Source organism: Nonomuraea sp. NPDC049695, assembly GCF_040674955.1.
Lineage (GTDB): Bacteria > Actinomycetota > Actinomycetes > Streptosporangiales > Streptosporangiaceae > Nonomuraea > Nonomuraea helvata.
Genome location: NZ_JBFANV010000002.1, coordinates 1 through 17,143 on the forward strand (window position 1 = coordinate 1; position 17,143 = coordinate 17,143).

A 17,143-nucleotide genomic window follows, 5' to 3' on the forward strand; every position below is an offset into this window, starting at 1 on the left:
TCTTGCTCGCGTCCACTAGGCAATTCTGAGACAGCAAACAGTTGCTGCTCGAGGGGTTGCGGCGGTTATGGCGGGAAGGAAACACCCGGTTACATTCCGAACCCGGAAGTTAAGCTTCCCAGCGCCGATGGTACTGCACTCGGGAGGGTGTGGGAGAGTAGGTCACCGCCGCACAATATTTATGAAAGAGGGCCACCCTTCGGGGTGGCCCTTTTCTTTTTCTGGGCATCGGGACCGGCGAGGCCGGTATTGCACAGGGCTCAACTGTCACTACTCTCCGTACTGGCTATGGGGGAGAGTCAGAGGAGCCATGTATGAGGTGTGCGTTCCTGCGCTCCGGATGGGTGCCGGCGGGCTTGACGGTCGTGGCGGCCTCCGGGGTCCTGTGCTGGTACGGCGTGCCACTGACGCAGACGGCGCGGTTCGCGGCGTATGTCGGGGCGGGCATCGTCCTTCCCGGAACCCTGCTGTGGCGCGTACTGCGCGGCAGGCCGTCGTATGTGGCCCTGGACATCGCGGCCGGCACCGTCCTCGGGTACTGCCTGGAGGTGCTGGCGTACATTCTCGCGAGGTGGGCGGGGATGCCGCAGGCCTTCCTCTGCTGTCCGGTGGTCGTGATCGGCACCTGCTTGGCCGTGCCGGCGTTGCGGAAACGGTGCAGGGCGGCGAGGATCCGTGTTCCGGCATGGTGGGCGTGGGCCGTCGCCGGTTTCGGTGGGCTGCCTGTCGCCTGGGGAGCGGCTGGTTTCTTCCGCACCCATGGCATCGGCTGGCCGGGCAATGCCACCCCGTACGTGGATCTGCCATTCGTCATGGCGGTGGTCGGGGAAGCCAAGTCTCATGTGCCGCCGACGTACCCCATGGTGGCGGGGGCGCCGCTTGATTATCACTGGTTCGCGTTCGCCGACATCGCCGCGGCAGGGTGGGCGACGGGCATCGAGATCGAGACCCTGGTCTGCCGGCTCTGGCCGCTGCCGCTGATGGCTGCCTTCGCGGTGCTGATCGCCTTCATCGCGCGCCGGCTCTCCGGTTCGTGGTGGGCGGGGGTGGTGGCTCTCGTCATCACGTATCTGGTCGCCGCCCCCAACCCCGTGGGATGGACATCCCACCTGATCCCGTCTGGGGCGGTGCTCGACGGCACCATTTGGGTGAGCCCGTCCCAGACGCTCGGCACTGTCGTGTTCGCGTTGGTGGTGTTCGTCCTCGTCGAGCTGCTGAGGGCAAGGGGCCGGGTCCGCGTCGGCACCTGGTTCATGCTCGTGCTGCTGCTGATGACGTTGGCGGGTGCGAAAGCCACCTATCTGCCCCTGCTGCTTGCCGGACTGGTGGTCGTCATAGGGGTGGAGGCGGCAATGCGGCGTGTCCGCCGGCCGGTCGTGGCCGCGGCCGGCACCGTCGCGGGGTGTCTTGGGCTCGCCCAGATCGTCCTCTACCAGGGCACTACGAAACTGCTGTCATTCCAACCGCTCGCCGGGGTCGACAAGGCGATCGTGCAGGCCGATCTCGGGCACCGAACGCACTCTGCCGATCTGGTGTGGGCGATGGCCGCAAGCCTCCTGGTGTCGTGGGCGATGATCTGGGCGGGTACGGCAGGTCTGGTTCGCCGCCGCCGGGACTCAGCCACCTGGCTGCTTCTGGGCCTGGGGGGAGCGGGGGCCTGTGCGACGCTGCTCCTGGAGCACATCGGAGGAGCCGAGTTCTACTTCATCCAGGCGGCTCGTCCCTACCTGGCCGTCGCGGCAGCGTGCGGGTTCGCGGCTGTGGTCCCTGCCGAGCTCGGGCGCGGGCGGCGTCTCGCGCTCCTGACCGCCGCCGTTGTGGGCATCCTGGCTGTCCAGGCGGTCGCAGCGACGAACGGCGACGCGATCCCGCAGGACGACCGTGCGGCCGTCGACGTGCTCGGTGTCTCCTTCTTCACGTTGATCGGGGTTGTGGCGGCATGCGCTGGGGGCGTTCTTCTCGCTGCCCGATGGTTCCCCACGTTTCGCAACATGGCCCCGGCCGTCGTGCTCACCCTGCTCGTAGGGCTGGGGCTGACGACTGATGTTGAGCAACGTGCGCTGCTGACCTTTGAGATGTGGACGCTGAAGGGCGGAGCACGGATACCTTCGGGCGCGCCCGAGGCCGGTCGCTGGCTGCGTGACCATTCACCTCCTGACTCGATCGTCGCGGTCAACATTCCCTGCACCCCACAGACGAGGACCTGTTACAGCAGGACCTTCTGGGCGTCGTCCTACACCGAACGGCGTGTGCTCGTCGAAGGCTGGGCGTACACGACGCGAGGGAATCTCCTGGCAGAACGGCGGCACCTGAATCTCGACGATGTCCCCTTCTGGGACAGCAGGCGGCTGGCGGACAACGCCGCCGCCTTCCAGACCCCATCCGCGGAGACGCTCGGCCGTCTCCGCGACGTGTACGGTGTCCGTTGGCTCATCGTCAACGATCTTTCTTCGACGAAGCCTGCCCCGACGCTCCAAGACTTCGTCATCCGCCGCTTCCATGCCGGTCACTGCACCGTCTACGAGATCCCTGCCATGCCCGGGAGTCCGCGCGCCGGCGTGTAAGAGCCGGTGCGCGGTGGCGCGAGGAATCACGACAGTGCCGGACGGACGCCGTTGTCGGGATGCCGAAAGGTCGTGGCGCAGGCAAGGAGTGACAATGACATGGTCGCGGGCCGGATGTCCGATCGTGTCTGTAGGGTGCGGTCTTCAGACTGCTGGCATGGCTGATCTTCCGCCTCGCACCTGGGCGTCCATGGCTCTGGCAGGCGTCCTCTTGATGGCTGTGCTGGGTGTCCCGTCACATGACGCGACAGCACGGCAAGGGCTCGTGGACTTCGGTGACGCCTGGGACACGGCGGTCGTGGCCGGGGCAGCGGTCAACAGCGCGGATCTCACCAGGATCACGGGCGATGTGGTCGTGAGCCCCGGCATCATCGTGACGGGCTTCCCTCCTGGAAAGGTGGTGGGAACGATCCACAGGGACGATGCGGAGGCGCGCGCGACGAAGGCCGATGCTGTTGCCGCCTACAGCGAGGCGGCGGGACGAACGCCCACCGAGGTCGTGCCCTCGCGACTCGGTGGCAAGACCTTCGGGCCGGGGGTCTACAAGAGTGTGGACGGAACCTTCCTGCTCAGTGGCACGCTCACGCTGGACGGCCAGGGTGACCCGGACGCGGTGTTCATCTTCCAAGCCGACTCGACGCTGAACGCGGCGAGAGTCAGCAACATCGACCTGATGAACGGCGCCCAGGAGAACAACATCGTCTGGCAGATCGGTGATACCGCGACAGTCGAGACGTATGCCACCTTCCGCGGCAACATCCTGGCGAAGAACGCGGTCATGGTGCAGGACGGGGCGGTCATATACGGGCGGGTGGCCGGCCTCAACACGACAGTGACCATCGACGGGACCAGTACCTTGCCCGCCACCACTATCACGGTGCCGAGCATTCCTGGGACCACGCCGGCGCGTTCAGGCACAGGTGCCAAGGCCGGAAAGAGGGGAGAGGGGGAGGCGGCGCACAGCAAGGCGCTCGTCACGGTGTACCGCCCACCGACCACCACGACCCTGACCTCGTCGCCGAATCCTTCGCGGCTCCATGAGCCCGTCACTTTCACCGCTGTCGTGCACGGGGATTACAACGGGTCCCGCCCCACAGGCTCGGTGCTGTTCAAGGACGGTGCAACACAGATCGGATCGGTCCTGACGGGCGATCAGGGCGTGGCCAAGTTCACGACTTCGGAGCTCACCAGAGGCGTGCATTACATCACTGCCGTCTATGTGGACGACGGCACCGGATCTTACGAGGCCTGGGTGTACTTCACGCCGAGCGAATCCCCCGCACTGGAACACCAGGTGCTCAACCGCCGATGACGCCTGGTCATTGTCACAGAGAAGGGGGACCCAATGTCTCGTGGTAGGAACATGCCGGCGCTCGTGCTGACGATGGCCTGTGCCGTATGGGGGCTGTCGAATGTGAGCGCGGCCACGGCGAGCGCGGTCAGCGGTCATCAGGTGATCAAAGAGCGCCCCGGCGGTGTCGTTCACGGGCGCTGCCACGGGAAACGGTGCAGGTGCCGGGGCGGGTGGTGCGGGCGCCGGGGACCTCGGGGATATCGCGGATGGCCCGGCCTCACGGGGCCGCAAGGCCTGATAGGCCCGCGAGGTCCGGAAGGCCCGCGAGGTCCTGTGGGGATACATGGCGTGGAGGGCCCCAGAGGCCCGGAGGGTGAACGAGGTCCCGTAGGCCGGCCTGGGCCAGCAGGTCCCGCAGGTCCAGCAGGTCCCTCGGGTCCGCGGGGGCCCCGGGGTCCGGCAGGACCCGCGGGCGCGCCCGGGGGCACGTCGAGCGTCGATTCGACACTCGTATCGCTCACCTTCCCCCCGTTCGACACCAATTTCACCGCCTATACAACGGGCGGCACGACCTGGATCCGCGACCCGCGCACCGTGCCTCCGGGGTCCTGGCACAGCATTGACGGGGTGGAAGGCTATCCCGAGGGCGTGGTCGGTGTTTCGATCACGGAGGCCGTGCCGCTCGACGTGCTGCTCGTCACTGTCGCGGCCTCGAACGGCGACGTGGCGCAGACCATGTGCGCGATCAAGCCGGGCACGCCACCGCCAGGGGCGGAGTGGGCGAAAGCCTATTGCGACCCTTTCACGAAGATCACCCCGCCGTCGGACTGATGGCCGCCGGGTCGGTCGCCGGTAAGGCTTGAGCAACGGCTTCATCCACAGCCGCTGGTCGCGCCGGTGCGCCGGCCCACGCCGAGGTTCACTGCGACCGTGAGCACAACCGGGCTGAGAACCGTTCCATTCAACCGGCCGCATGTCGCAGAGAACGAACTCGATTACATCGCCGAGGTCGTGCGCTCTGGACGGACCTCGGGTGATGGTGCATTCACCCGTCGGGCCACCGGCCTGCTGAGCGAGCTGACCGGAGCGAACGACGTGGTGCTGACCACGTCGTGCACGCACGCGCTGGAAATGTCGGCGATCCTGCTGGACCTGCAACCAGGGGACGAGGTCATCGTCCCCTCGTTCACCTTCATGTCCACGGCCAACGCCTTCGCCCTGCGCGGCGCCGTACCGGTGTTCGTGGACTGCAGGCCGGACACGCTGAACATCGACGAGCGCCTCATCGAAGGAGCCGTCACCGAGCGCACGCGAGCCATCGCGGTGGTCCATTACGCGGGCGTCGCCTGCGCGATGGAGGTCATCGGCGAGCTTGCCGAGCGGTACGGTCTCGCGCTCGTCGAGGACAACGCGCACGGCCTGGGAGGTTCTTACCAGGGCCGGCCGCTCGGGTCGTTCGGCGCCATGGCCGCGCAGAGCTTCCACGAGACCAAGAACGTCCAGTGCGGGGAGGGCGGGGCGCTGATCCTCAACGACCCTGCTCTCATGGCACGGGCCGAGATCATCCGTGAGAAGGGCACCGACCGCAGCCGGTACTTCCGCGGCCAGGTGGACAAGTATCGCTGGGTCGACATCGGCTCCAGCTACCTGCCGTCCGATCTCCTGGCGGCTCAGCTCGCCGCCCAGCTGGAGTTCTTCCGTGTGACCCAGCTCCGGCGGCACGCGGTGTGGCAGGCCTACCATGAGGGCCTGGCCGACTGGGCCGCGGGCAACGGGATCTCCCAGCCCATGGTCCCGGACGGCTGCGCCCATCCGGCACACCTGTACTACCTGCTGTTCCCGGACATCGCGAACCGCCAGGCGTTCATCGACCACCTCGCGGGGCGTGGGGTTCAGGCGCTGTTCCACTACCAGCCGCTGCACTGCGCGCCGGCCGGCCTGCGGTACGGGCGGCCGGCCACGGGCGGATGTCCGGTGACGGAGCAGGTCGCCGACACGCTGGTGCGGCTGCCGCTGTTCGCCGATCTCGCTGAAGACGATGTGGCGCACGTCATCGAGGCGGCGCGGGACTACGAGGTGAGCTGATGGCCTGGCAGGACGTGATCGAGGCCCAGGACGTACGAATCCACGAGTCTCCACTCGAGTCGGCCAGGTTCGGCCGATCGGTGGAGCGCCTGAGCGTCGCGGCCGGGTCGGGTACGTCGCTGCTGGCGGTACGCGAGGCCGTCCTGGCCTCGTCGGCGGACGTCATCGTGCTGCGATACCCGGCCGAACACGTCGGATGGTTCGCGGAGCTCACCGGATCCGGCAGGACCGCGCTGTTCGCCGACTGCTTGGTGTACTGGCGGCTGCGGGCGGGGGAGGGACGCCCGCCCGAGCCGTCGCCGCGCCTGCGCACCGGCGGGCTGAGCGGCGTGTCCGCGATCGAGGCGCTGGTGGCGGACATCTTCGTCGCGTACGGGAACCACTACGCGGCCAACCCCCTCTTCGACGTCGCCGCGTCGCTGGAGGGCTACCAGGAATGGGCTGTCCGGTCCGCGGTCCAGGGCAGCTGCCTGGCCCTCAGCGACGAGTCCCGCGTTCTCGGGCTCGCCACGCTGGAGGACGCGGGGCCCGCCACGGAGATCCTGCTCGCCGGCGTGGTCTCCGAGGCGCAGGGCCGTGGCCTCTACGCCCATCTGCTGAAGGCGGTCGAGGACCATGCTCTCGCCCGTGGCGGGGAAGAGGTCGTCATCTCCACTCAGGCGCACAACACCCGGGTGCAGCGGGCATGGGCACGGTACGGATTCGAGCCGGTGCAGACGCTCACCACCGTTCACCTGGTGCGGGCGGGACTCATGGCCGTGGACGAGTCGTGAACCCCTCGGATTGCCGCGAGCCTGATCCGGCCACGGCGGTCGGCGCGCCGTCGAATTTCTGGCATCGCGTCGCCTATCTGACCGGGGGCGGCCTGACGGCCGTCATCTACTACGGCTTTTTCGCTTTGGGACTGCACCTGCTGCGGGATGTCGTGCCGTACGTCTGCGTGGCCGTCGTGGGCCATTTCATCACCGTAGTGATCGTCTATCCGTGGTACCGCCTGGTCGTGTTCCCCGGTGCCGATGTCTCTTGGCTCGTCGGTTACCTGCGGTTCTACGCGGTGGGGCTGAGCGTGTTGGCGTTCTCCATCGTGGGGCTGCCGATACTGTCCGGGCTCGTCGGGATTCCCCTCCTCGTGGCCCAGGCACTCATCATCTGCATGACCTTGTCGGGCAGCTATGTGGTCCACAGGATGTGGACGTTCCGCCGCCGCGGATCGCGTGGACCGGGCAAATCGCCAGACAACCTTCAACAAAGTCGTGGAGTGGTGAAAAGCCACTGATCGGGGCCGGCGCATAGTTTCGGGCGGACGGCTGGTCACCATGGCCATGCGCTCTTCGCGAAAGGACCGCACAGCGATGAAGGCGCTCGTTCTGGCAGGCGGGAAGGGGACCAGACTCCGCCCGCTGACGCATACGTCGGCGAAGCAACTGGTGCCCGTGGCGAACAAGCCGGTTCTGTACTACGGCCTGGAGGCGCTACGGGATGCCGGCGTCACGAGCGTGGGCATCGTCGTGGGCGACACAGGGGCAGAGGTACGGGAGGCCGTCGGTGACGGCTCACGGTTCGGGCTCGACGTGACCTACATCCCGCAGGAGGCGCCGCTCGGGCTGGCCCACTGCGTCCTGATCGCCAGAGACTTCCTCGGTGAGGATCCGTTCGTCCTGTACCTGGGTGACAACTTCCTGGTGGGAGGCATCACCGACCTGATCGACGCGTTCTGCGGGTCAGGCCACGACGCTCAGATCCTGCTCACCAAGGTTGCCGAGCCCCAGTTCTACGGAGTGGCCGAGCTCGGTCCCGACGGCGAGATCCTGCGGTTGGAGGAGAAGCCCGAGCATCCGCGCAGTGACCTGGCCATCGTCGGGGTGTACACCTTCTCTCCTGCCATTCATGAGGCCGTGCGGGCGATCAAGCCGTCCGCGAGAGGCGAGCTGGAGATCACCGATGCGATCAAGTGGCTCATCGACCACGGCTATCGCGTCCACTCCCACTTCGTCAGCGGCTACTGGAAGGACACCGGGCGTCTCCAGGACATTCTGGAGTGCAACAGGATCGTTCTGGAGGCCGTCGCTCCGGACAACCGGGGGACCGTGGACGGGCTGTCCGAGATCACGGGCAACGTCGTCGTGGAGCCGGGGGCCGTGGTGGCGAACTCGGTGGTCCGGGGGCCCGCCGTGATCGGGGCGAACGCCAGGATCAGCGATTCGTACATCGGCCCTTACACCTCGATCGGGGAGAACTGCCTGATCCAGGACACCGAGGTGGAGTACGCCATCGTGCTGCCCGACTCCAGCATCACGGGGGTCGCGCGGCTGACGTACTCGCTGATCGGGCGCAACGTCGAGGTCACCAGAGCCGAGGGTGTGCCCAACACGTACCAACTCATGGTCGGTGACCACAGCAAGGTGCAGGTGAAGGCATGAGGGCCGGGGCCGCGGCGGGGGCGTGCCCGCCGCGGCCTACCGATCTGACCTAGGGGGGACCATGGAGGCAACGGATATCCGCCGCACGGTCGAGCTTGAGGACGACCACTGGTGGTATCGCGAGCGGCGCGCCATCCTCGCCCGCGAACTTCGCGAACTGCGCCGCCGCGGAGTGGCGGGCAGAGCGCTCGACATCGGCGCCGCGGGAGGCGGGAACACGCGGGTGCTGGTCAGGCACGGCTGGGACGCGCTGGTCGCGGACTACTCGGAGCTCGCCGTGGAGCTCGCACGCGAGCGAGGTCTGCAGGCCATCCATGCCGACGCCCGGGACCTGCCGCTGCCCGACGGATCGTTCGATCTCGTGCTCGCCTTTGACGTGCTGGAGCACATCGAGGAGGACGACCGTGCCGCCGGCGAGATCGTGCGGGTGCTACGGCCCGGCGGAACCGCTCTCATCACGGTGCCGTGCGACATGGCGCTCTGGTCCGCGCATGACGTGGCCTCGGGCCATGTCCGCAGATACACCCGCGACACCCTGCGCGACCTGTTGACGCGGCAGGGTCTGGTGCTGGAACGGCTGTGGAGCTGGAACGTGCTCCTCCGGCCGGTCGTCGCACTCCGCAGGAAACACACGTCAGGCTCCGACGTGATGGAGACGCATCCCCTGGTCAATTTCGCCCTCTCCACCGTGGTCACCGCTGAGAGGTATCTGCCTGTGAGATCGCTTCCTGGCGTTTCCTTGATCGTGCGGGCACACCGGCCGCAACGCTTTGGTAAATAGTGAGTATAGCGTAGCGTAGTCGCATAGTCACAATTCGATTACGTCAAAGTACAACGGTGACGTGAAGCACCACAATGAGCTAGTTCCAGCGACCTTCGCTCAGTCGCATCACACCATTGCCCGGGCCGGTCGCCCATGTCCAGGGGGCACCCGCCGTTCCGCGATGACGGTCATCGCGGCACTCATCGCGTCGGGCCTGGTCGTGGTCACACCTGGCACGGCAGCGGCCGCACCGTCGATGAACCTCGACGACGCGGCGTCGTTCGGGGTGCTGGCGAGCACGAGCGTCGCCAACACCAATCAGACCGCGATCACGGGAGATCTCGGTGTGAGCCCGGGCAGCACGGTCAGCGGCTTCCCGCCGGGCACCGTGAGCGGGAGCACACACGCGGGCGACGCCACCGCGGCCGCTGCCAAGGCCGACGCGGTCGCGGCCTACAACGAGGCCGACGGTTCGCCGGCCACGGCCTTCGTCGCCGCACAGCTCGGTGGCACGACGAAGACGCCAGGCGTCTACAGGCCGTCATCGGGTTCGGTCTTCCAGATCAACGGCACGCTCACGCTCGATGCGCAGTACGACCCCGCTGCGGTCTTTCTCTTCAAGGCGGCCAGTCTCAGCACCGCGAACGTCAGCAACATCAGCCTCACGAACGGCGCGCAGGCCGACAACGTCTTCTTCCAGCTCACCGATGCGGCGACCCTCGGCACGAACTCCACGTTCCAGGGAAACGTGCTGGCATCGGACGGGGTCACGGTCAACTCGGGCGCCGCCGTCAAGGGGCGCGTGTTCTCGATCACCGACGCCGTCACCCTGCAGGGTACGACCACGGGGCCGAAGACACGTATCACGGTGCCGAACGATCCGCCGACGACCACGACGCTGGACACATCGCCCAACCCTTCCAGGAACGGGCAGACGGTCACCATGAGTGCCACGGTGAGTGCCGTCTCCGGCGATGTCGTACCGCAGGGCGAGGTCGCCTTCAAGGACGGGACGACCCTCCTCGGCCATGACTTCGTCGACGAGCAGGGCGATGTCAGCATTCAGGTTCCGCTCAGCGGGGGAAACCACCAGCTCACCGCCGTCTACCAGGGCGGTGACACGTTCGACGGTGAGGCGTTCATCCATTTCGCCCCCAGCACCTCGCCCCCGGTCGCGCAGGTCGTCATGAACACCTTGTGGTCCAACTCGGCCACGCCGGCGGTCGCGAACGCCGATGACACGAGAGCGGCCGTGCTCGGGGTCAAGTTCAGGGCAGCGACGACAGGGCTGGTCAAGGGGATCCGCTTCTACAAGGGGTCGCAGAACACCGGGACGCATGTGGGGGCTCTGTGGACCAGTGGCGGCACGCAGCTGGCGAGTGTGACGTTCTCGGGTGAGTCGGCGTCGGGGTGGCAGCAGGCGCTCTTCTCGACGCCTGTCTCGATCAACGCCAACACCACCTATGTCGCTTCCTACTCCACGACAACGGGCCATTTCTCCTACACGCTGCAGCAGTTCACCAGCGAAGTGAGCAACCCGCCCCTCACCGCACTGGCGGACGGCGCGGACGGTGGTAACGGCGTATACGCCTACAGTGCCACCAACACGTTCCCGACCAGCAGTTACCAAGCCAGCAACTACTGGGTGGAGCCGCTGTTCCTGCGGTCGGACACCCTGTGGGAGGACTCTGCCACGCCGGCGATCGGGAACGCCGATGAGTCGAGGGCGGTCGTGCTCGGGGTCAAGTTCAGGTCAGCCACAGCAGGGGTGATCAGGGGGGTCCGTTTCTACAAGGGAACACAGAACACCGGGACGCATGTGGGCACTCTGTGGACCAGTGGCGGCACGCAGCTCGCGAGTGTGACGTTCTCGGGTGAGTCGGCGTCCGGATGGCAACAGGCATACTTCTCGACGCCTGTCTCGATCAATGCCAACACCACCTATATCGCTTCCTACCAGACGACAACGGGGCACTTCTCCTATACCCTGCGCGGGTTCTACAAGGCGCAAAGCAATTATCCGCTCACCGCGCTGGAGGGCGACGACTCGGGCGGCAACGGCGTGTACGTCTACAGCGCCACGAACACCTTCCCGAGCAACTCCTTCCAGGACACCAACTACTGGGTTGACGTATTGTTTGACAACGCATAAGCGGCACGCCAGCACGGTTGTCCCGAAAAACGTCAGGCTCTGGTTAGAGTGCCGGAAAAGGGCTATGGCGAAAGGGGACGGCCGTGCAGGCTGACGCAGTGGCTCTCGACATCGGCATGGTGCGTCATTCCACGCTGGTGGACTCCTCGGGACGGCGATACGTCGATTTCCGGCGCTCTCTCATCCCCCGGTGGGGAGTGGTGTGGACGACGCTGCTCGTAGGTCATGCGGCACTCCTGATCTCGGCCGCGCTCATCGCCTTTCTGGGACGCGACGTCGTCTCCGGATGGCCGGCCATGAGCGCGCTCGCCGTGGCGGGCGGGGCGATGCTCGGATTCTGGCTGCATTATCTGATGACATATCTGCACGAGGGCGCCCATTACAATCTGGCACCCACCCGCCGGGCCAGCGATGTGCTGACGAACATCTTCGTCGGCGTCTTCGTCGGCATGGACGTGAAGGCATACAGAAAGGTGCACTTCGAGCACCATCGGTATCTCGGCACCACCCGTGACCCGGAGCGCAGCTATTTCGCGCCGCTCAATCTGCGCTTTCTGACCGAGGCGGTCTCGGGCGTCCGGCTGATCCGCGCCCTGAAAGGCTACCGCGAGCTGGTGAAGCGCAAGTCACGCGCGGGGGACACCGGCGGTGGCTCCATGGACCTGGTGTTCCCTGTTTCCGTCGCGGTGAACGGGTCGATCGTCGGCTGCTCGCTCTGGTGCGGCGCCGTCGCCGTCGCAGCCGCCTGGACGCTGGGGCAACTCGTCTTCCTTCCGCTCCTCAACACCGTCCGGCAGGTGCTCGAGCACCGCAGCGAATTCGCCGACGACCGCGCGGACTACAGCAGCGTTCCGCACGGACCGGTGAACAGGCTTTTCGGCGGCGGCTTTTTCGCGGCCGTGTTCGGTGCGGCGGGCTTCAACCGCCATATGCTGCACCACTGGGATCCCAGCGTCTCCTTCACCAGGCTGAAGGACGTGGAACGGTTCCTCATGCAGACCGAGATCGCTCCGATAGTGCAGGGGCGGCAGACCACTTATTACCGCACCTGGCGGCAATTGGAACGGATATGAACGAGCACACGGTCCAGCGGCAAATCCCAGAGGCAGACAACATCGGCACGGTCACGCGGTGCCCGGCGTGCCAGGCACCCGGTGCCGTCCACTGGGCACGCGCCCGCGACGTCGAATACTGCACCTCCGACCAGGATTACGACTATTACCGCTGTGTACGATGCAGCGCCGTCTTCCTCGATCCCATGCCCGTCGACCGGCTCGCCCAGATCTACCCGGCGAACTATTACGCGTACGCGCCGGACGAGCGGTCGGTCATTCACCGGATCAAGGACCGGCTCGATGCCGTCCGGCTCCAGCGCATCCTGTCGATGATGTCCGGTGACGACCTCCAGGTTCTCGACGTGGGAGGCGGGGACGGCTGGCAGCTCGACGTGGTCCGCGCCATCGACCGGCGCGTCACGTTCACCCAGGTAGTCGATCTCGACCAGGACGCCCAGGCCAGGGCCGTGGCCCGAGGGCATGACTTCTTCTGCGGCCGTGTGGAGGACTTCGCCAGCGAGCGGCGCTTCGACCTCATCCTGCTCATCAACCTGATCGAGCACGTCAGCGACCCGGGCGAGGTGCTCAGCACGCTCCGCCGCCACCTCACGCCGCAGGGCGTCATCCTCATCAAGACCCCGAACATGGACAGCCTGGATGCGCGCCTGTTCAGGAACCGCAACTGGGGCGGATACCACTGCCCGCGGCATTGGGTGCTCTTCGATCGGAAGAACTTCACGAGGCTCGCCGGCCGGTGCGGATTCGCCGTGCGGAGATTCGCCTACACACAGGGCGCGCCGTTCTGGAGCACCAGCGTCCTCGCGGAGCTGGCCCGGCGCGGATGGGTGAAGGTCTCTGCGGAGCGCCCGATGACCCGGCACCCGCTCTATCCCGTCCTCGCCGCCGGCTTCGCCGGCCTGGACCTCGTCCGGACGCGGCTCGGTGGGCGGCCGTCCCAGATGTTCGTCGAGCTCGTCCCCACGTCTGCTCCCGCCACCTGACGTGACGGTCTCCGGGGGCGCTCGATGCCGAGCGCCCCCGGATTCGTGCTACTCCTGACCGCTGTCGTCCAGCGCCAGCCACCAGGGGTTCGCGCGGGCCCACTCGATCGTGCGCGCGATTCCCTCGCGAAGGCCGGTCGTGCTGCGCCAGCCGAGCACCTGGTAGGCCTTCGTGGTGTCGGGGATCCGCCGCTGCAGATCCTGGTACCGCCTGCCGAGGCGCTCCGCGGTGTCCACAGGGACGATCTCCGGCTCAGCGCCGGCGAGCTCGATGGCGAGGTGTACGGCCTCCTCCATCGTCGTCTCGTCCGAGCTGCCGATGTTGAAGCATTCGCCGTCGGACTTCTCGCTGGATCCGGCCGTCACCGTGGCGGTGATGGCGTCGTCGACGTAGGTGAAGCACCGGGTCTGCCCGCCGTCGTCGTAAAGGACGGGCGGAAGGTCGCGGAGCACCCGGTGGACCGTCCGGCTGATGACGAAGGCAGGCCGCTGGCGCGGGCCGTACACGTTGAAATAGCGCACGATCGTGGCCCGCAGGCCACGCTGCCTGATGAAGGCGAACGTCAGATGCTCGGCCAGCGCCTTGCTGGAGGAGTAGCTCCACCGGTCGATGGCGGTGCTGCCGAGCACGCGATCGTCGTCCTCCGCCCAGGGGACCGCGGGGTTCTTGCCGAACACCTCGCTCGTGCTGGCGACCACGGTCTTCGCTCCGGCCTGTTCGGCGAGATCGAGCACGTTCCTCGTTCCCGACAGGTTGATGTCGATGACGTCCAGCGGCTGGTCGAGGTAGCGGTCCACGCCCACCACGGCGGCGAGGTGGTACACGATGTCAACGTCTCGGGTGATGGCCTGGGAGAGCTGCGACCTGTCCCGGATGTCCCCCACGACATACCGGGCCGCGGCCGCGCCCGCCAGGTGCTCCGGCGGTACGGCGTGGTCGAAGACCGTCACGTCGTTGCCCTCTGTCACGAGCCGCTCGACGAGATGGCTCCCGACGAAACCGCCACCGCCTGTTACGACGACACGAGCCATGGCCTTACCGTCCGATCCCGCGATAGGCGAAGCCCAGCTCCCTCAGCCGGGCGATGGTCTCGGGCGGGAAGTAGGCGCGCCCGTCGATCACCGCGCAGGAGGGGGCCACCTTCTGGCGGAGTTCCGCGAAGTCCAGGTCCTCGAACTGCTTGTGCCAGGCGAGGACCGCCACGCAACCGGCGTCCTGTATCGCCTCCTCCAAAGAGCTCGACGGCCGCAGCCCGAAGGTCTTCTCGGCCTCGTCGTCGTCCACCAGGGGGTCGAAGAGGGCGACCTTCGCCCCTGCCTCCCGGAGAGCCGTGATGACGGGCTGGGTGGGCGTCGCGCGCAGGTCGCCCGTGTTGTTCTTGAAGGCCAGGCCCAGCACCGCGACCTTGGAATCGGCCAGGGTGCCGCCGAGCTTGGCCAGTTCGTCCGTGATGAGGTCGAAGGTGTAGCCGGGCATGCCGTCGTTGACTTCGCGCGCGGCGGGGATCGTGCGTAGTTCGAGTCCGCGGTCGCGGGCCGAGCGCCACACCATCCACGGGTCCTTGGTCAGGCACGAGCCGCCGACACCGACGCTGGGCAGGAGAATGTTGACGTTCCCGCGGCCCTTCTTGATGGAGTTCGCGGCCGAGATCACGTCGAGCACGTCGACGCCGAGCGAGTCGCACACCTTGGCGAGCTCGTTGGCCATCGCGATGTTGTGGTCGATCCACCAGTTGTCGGCGAGCTTGACCATCTCCGCCGTCTCCAGCGAGGCGCAGCGGATCACTTCGACGCCGAGGCTCTTCTGCCAGAAGGACGCTGCCGCCTCGGTGCTCTCCTCGCACCATCCGCCCACGACGATGGGGAAGCTGCGGAGCTCTCTGAGCGCGTTCCCCTCGGACAACCGCTCCGGGCAGAAGGCGAGGCCGAAGTCGGTCCCGCAGGTCAGTCCCGAGCGTTCGAGCAGCGGAACGACGAGCTCGCGGGTCATGCCCGCGGGGACGGTGCTCTTGAAGACCAGCAGCTGACCGGGGCGGATGTGCCTGCTCAAGTCGTCGCAGGCGCTTCTCAGCTGAAGATCCATCAGCGCGCCGTCGTCGCGGATCGGCGTCCCGACTGTGACGATGACGACGTCGGCGGCCGAGATCGCCGCGCAGTCCGTGGTGGCCTGGAACCGCGGTGTGGCGGCCCAGCGGGAGACGAGGTCGGGAAGTCCTGTTTCGCTGAACCGGCAGTGTCCGGCGCTCAACTCCTGGACCAGCGCGGCGTCGGTGTCCACGCCGATCACGTGAATGCCGTTGTCGGCGAGAGCCGCGGCTATGCAGGATCCGACATATCCCAGGCCGACCACACCGGCCGTGATGTGGTCCTGAGCGGGCAAGAAACGCACACTCACTCCATTCGAAGGATTCCATCGAGTCGGCGAGACCGGGTGCGGCCGGTCTCACGTTTTCCCGGCCCGCTGGTGCGAATTCATTCGGGCTCGGGTCCTGCTCTCCTTCTAATCTCCCGATGTCGGCGCCGACCGCGGCGGCGCGCCTCCCGGCCGATTCACGGGAGATAGCTTGGTCCGCCGGTGAAGATTTGCTGACGGAATGCGGCGACCCGGCCGGTTGTGCGGCCGTTAATGGGCGTTGCGGGCGGCGGTGCCCGCTCCGGTGCTCTGCCGGGGAAGCTCGTAATACGCGGAGGACCCGACGCGTTCGCGTACCACGTAGGTCGGGCGGCCCATTCCGCTGCCGTGAATGCGGCCGATGTATTCGCCCAGCACGCCGATGGAGATGAGCTGCGCCGCGGAGAACAGGGCGACCATCGATGCGACGGTGGTGAAGCCCGGCACCGCCGTACCTACTGTGGCGAACCGCCACAGAACCGCTCCCCCCAGCAGCAGACCGAGCGCGCCGACGAGGAAGCCCAGATAGCTCGCCACGCGGAGCGGCGCCGTGCTGTATCCCAGCACCATGTTGGCGGCATGCCGGAGCAGCAGGCGGAGTGAGTAGTTGGAGCGGCCGTGCTTGCGCTGGCTCATGTGCACGCGCACCGAGCCGACTCTGGTCGTGGCCCAGGACAGGGCCACATCGAGTGACGCGTGAGGTCCTGAAAGCTCCTCGAAGCCGTCACGGAGATGGGTCCTGAAGGCGCGGAAGGCGCTGATCTTGCGGGCGGCGCCTATGCCCAGCGCGGTGGACATGCCTGCCTTGACGGAGCGGGACGCCAGGCTTCTGAAGAACCCGTGCTCCTCCACATGCGGCACCCCGTAGACCAGGTCGAGGCGATCGCCCTCCAGCGCGGCCAGCAGACGCGGGACCTCCTCCGGCACGTGCTGCAGGTCGTCGTCCATCGTGACGACGACGTCGAACTCCGCTTCCCTGATCCCCGCGACCAGCGCGTTGTGCTGGCCGTAGTTGCGGGACAGATGGATCGCGCGCACGCCTTCCGCGTGCAGGGCGAGATCTGCCGCGGTCGTCCAGGTGTCGTCCGGACTCCCGTCCACGACCAGGATGACCTCGTGCGGGACGGCCAGGTCACGCAGAACCGATAGGAGCCTAGGGACCAGCAGGGGAAGAGTTCGCGCTGATCGGTAACACGGGATGACCACCGACACCGACATGAGTCCTCCGATTGCTTCCTGCGGCCGCGCCTCTGTGCTGCTCTCGCTGCCCCTGGGGAACTCCGCTCCCGTTGAACAGGCATATTCGGGACATCGGCTTTTCATTGCGGCTCTCGGGGGCCATCGCATCACACACCCGGCGACCGGCAGCATGACGGCCACGGCCTCTTGCGCTCTCCTTGGGCGGCTATTACCAGCC

At 67.0% G+C, this 17,143-nt stretch carries 14 protein-coding genes and 1 rRNA gene; 12 read left to right on the forward strand and 3 right to left on the reverse strand.

The window, feature by feature from the left end; translation table 11 throughout:
* Nucleotides 1-57: 57 nt before the first annotated feature.
* The 12 genes from rrf (at nucleotide 58) to AB0J64_RS02250 (ending at nucleotide 13,334) form a co-directional block, all read left to right on the forward strand.
* Nucleotides 58-174, forward strand: a 5S ribosomal RNA gene (gene rrf / locus AB0J64_RS02195).
* 191 nt (nucleotides 175-365) lie between these two features.
* Nucleotides 366-2,564, forward strand: coding sequence for a hypothetical protein (locus AB0J64_RS02200; RefSeq protein ID WP_364019233.1), 2,199 nt, complete (start codon nucleotides 366-368; stop codon nucleotides 2,562-2,564).
* 157 nt (nucleotides 2,565-2,721) lie between these two features.
* Complete coding sequence (locus tag AB0J64_RS02205; RefSeq protein WP_364019236.1) at nucleotides 2,722-3,876, forward strand: ice-binding family protein; 1,155 nt, start codon at nucleotides 2,722-2,724, stop codon at nucleotides 3,874-3,876.
* 609 nt (nucleotides 3,877-4,485) lie between these two features.
* Complete coding sequence (locus AB0J64_RS02210) at nucleotides 4,486-4,689, forward strand: hypothetical protein (RefSeq protein ID WP_364019239.1); 204 nt, start codon at nucleotides 4,486-4,488, stop codon at nucleotides 4,687-4,689.
* Nucleotides 4,690-4,755: 66 nt separating this feature from the next.
* Entirely contained in the window at nucleotides 4,756-5,943 is a 1,188-nt protein-coding gene (gene rffA / locus AB0J64_RS02215) for a dTDP-4-amino-4,6-dideoxygalactose transaminase (protein WP_364019241.1), read from the forward strand.
* Nucleotides 5,943-6,716: a GNAT family N-acetyltransferase gene (locus tag AB0J64_RS02220; protein ID WP_364019244.1), complete on the forward strand. Its 774-nt coding sequence runs from the start codon at nucleotides 5,943-5,945 to the stop codon at nucleotides 6,714-6,716. The genes rffA and AB0J64_RS02220 overlap by 1 nt, the downstream gene beginning before the upstream one ends.
* Nucleotides 6,713-7,219 (forward strand): GtrA family protein, encoded by a 507-nt coding sequence (locus AB0J64_RS02225; protein ID WP_364019247.1) that lies wholly within the window; start codon nucleotides 6,713-6,715, stop codon nucleotides 7,217-7,219. Before AB0J64_RS02220 ends, AB0J64_RS02225 begins: the two co-directional genes overlap by 4 nt.
* A gap of 76 nt (nucleotides 7,220-7,295) precedes the next feature.
* Nucleotides 7,296-8,363 carry a glucose-1-phosphate thymidylyltransferase gene (locus AB0J64_RS02230; RefSeq protein ID WP_364019250.1) on the forward strand — a complete coding sequence of 356 codons (1,068 nt, stop codon included), beginning with the start codon at nucleotides 7,296-7,298 and terminating at the stop codon, nucleotides 8,361-8,363.
* A gap of 61 nt (nucleotides 8,364-8,424) precedes the next feature.
* On the forward strand, nucleotides 8,425-9,144 hold the full coding sequence (locus AB0J64_RS02235) for a class I SAM-dependent methyltransferase (RefSeq protein WP_364019253.1): 720 nt from the start codon (nucleotides 8,425-8,427) through the stop codon (nucleotides 9,142-9,144).
* A 163-nt stretch (nucleotides 9,145-9,307) separates the two neighbouring features.
* The gene (locus AB0J64_RS02240) at nucleotides 9,308-11,278 is read left to right on the forward strand and encodes a DUF4082 domain-containing protein (RefSeq protein ID WP_364019256.1); all 1,971 of its coding nucleotides are present in this window, start codon (nucleotides 9,308-9,310) and stop codon (nucleotides 11,276-11,278) included.
* Between the two features lie 98 nt (nucleotides 11,279-11,376).
* Complete coding sequence (locus AB0J64_RS02245; protein WP_364019259.1) at nucleotides 11,377-12,351, forward strand: fatty acid desaturase; 975 nt, start codon at nucleotides 11,377-11,379, stop codon at nucleotides 12,349-12,351.
* Entirely contained in the window at nucleotides 12,348-13,334 is a 987-nt protein-coding gene (locus AB0J64_RS02250) for a class I SAM-dependent methyltransferase (RefSeq protein ID WP_364019262.1), read from the forward strand. The genes AB0J64_RS02245 and AB0J64_RS02250 overlap by 4 nt, the downstream gene beginning before the upstream one ends.
* 48 nt (nucleotides 13,335-13,382) lie before the next feature.
* Here AB0J64_RS02250 and AB0J64_RS02255 read toward each other — a convergent pair whose 3' ends face one another.
* The 3 genes from AB0J64_RS02255 to AB0J64_RS02265 all read right to left on the reverse strand — a co-directional run bounded on the left by AB0J64_RS02255 (nucleotide 13,383) and on the right by AB0J64_RS02265 (nucleotide 16,944).
* Nucleotides 13,383-14,366: an NAD-dependent epimerase/dehydratase family protein gene (locus tag AB0J64_RS02255; protein ID WP_364019265.1), complete on the reverse strand. Its 984-nt coding sequence runs from the start codon at nucleotides 14,364-14,366 to the stop codon at nucleotides 13,383-13,385.
* 4 nt (nucleotides 14,367-14,370) lie between these two features.
* Nucleotides 14,371-15,723, reverse strand: a complete 1,353-nt coding sequence (locus tag AB0J64_RS02260; protein ID WP_364019268.1) for a nucleotide sugar dehydrogenase — start codon at nucleotides 15,721-15,723, stop codon at nucleotides 14,371-14,373.
* Between the two features lie 234 nt (nucleotides 15,724-15,957).
* Nucleotides 15,958-16,944 (reverse strand): glycosyltransferase family 2 protein, encoded by a 987-nt coding sequence (locus tag AB0J64_RS02265; RefSeq protein WP_364019271.1) that lies wholly within the window; start codon nucleotides 16,942-16,944, stop codon nucleotides 15,958-15,960.
* Nucleotides 16,945-17,143: the final 199 nt, after the last annotated feature.

Bases quoted from the DNA above. Each gene is read 5' to 3' on its own strand.
- AB0J64_RS02230 (WP_364019250.1), top strand. From the start codon at position 7,296: ATGAAGGCGCTCGTTCTGGCAGGCGGGAAGGGGACCAGACTCCGCCCG.
- AB0J64_RS02235 (WP_364019253.1), top strand. From the start codon at position 8,425: ATGGAGGCAACGGATATCCGCCGCACGGTCGAGCTTGAGGACGACCAC.
- AB0J64_RS02250 (WP_364019262.1), top strand. From the start codon at position 12,348: ATGAACGAGCACACGGTCCAGCGGCAAATCCCAGAGGCAGACAACATC.
- AB0J64_RS02255 (WP_364019265.1), bottom strand. From the start codon at position 14,366: ATGGCTCGTGTCGTCGTAACAGGCGGTGGCGGTTTCGTCGGGAGCCAT.
- AB0J64_RS02265 (WP_364019271.1), bottom strand. From the start codon at position 16,944: ATGTCGGTGTCGGTGGTCATCCCGTGTTACCGATCAGCGCGAACTCTT.
- AB0J64_RS02240 (WP_364019256.1), top strand. From the start codon at position 9,308: ATGACGGTCATCGCGGCACTCATCGCGTCGGGCCTGGTCGTGGTCACA.
- AB0J64_RS02220 (WP_364019244.1), top strand. From the start codon at position 5,943: ATGGCCTGGCAGGACGTGATCGAGGCCCAGGACGTACGAATCCACGAG.
- AB0J64_RS02205 (WP_364019236.1), top strand. From the start codon at position 2,722: ATGGCTGATCTTCCGCCTCGCACCTGGGCGTCCATGGCTCTGGCAGGC.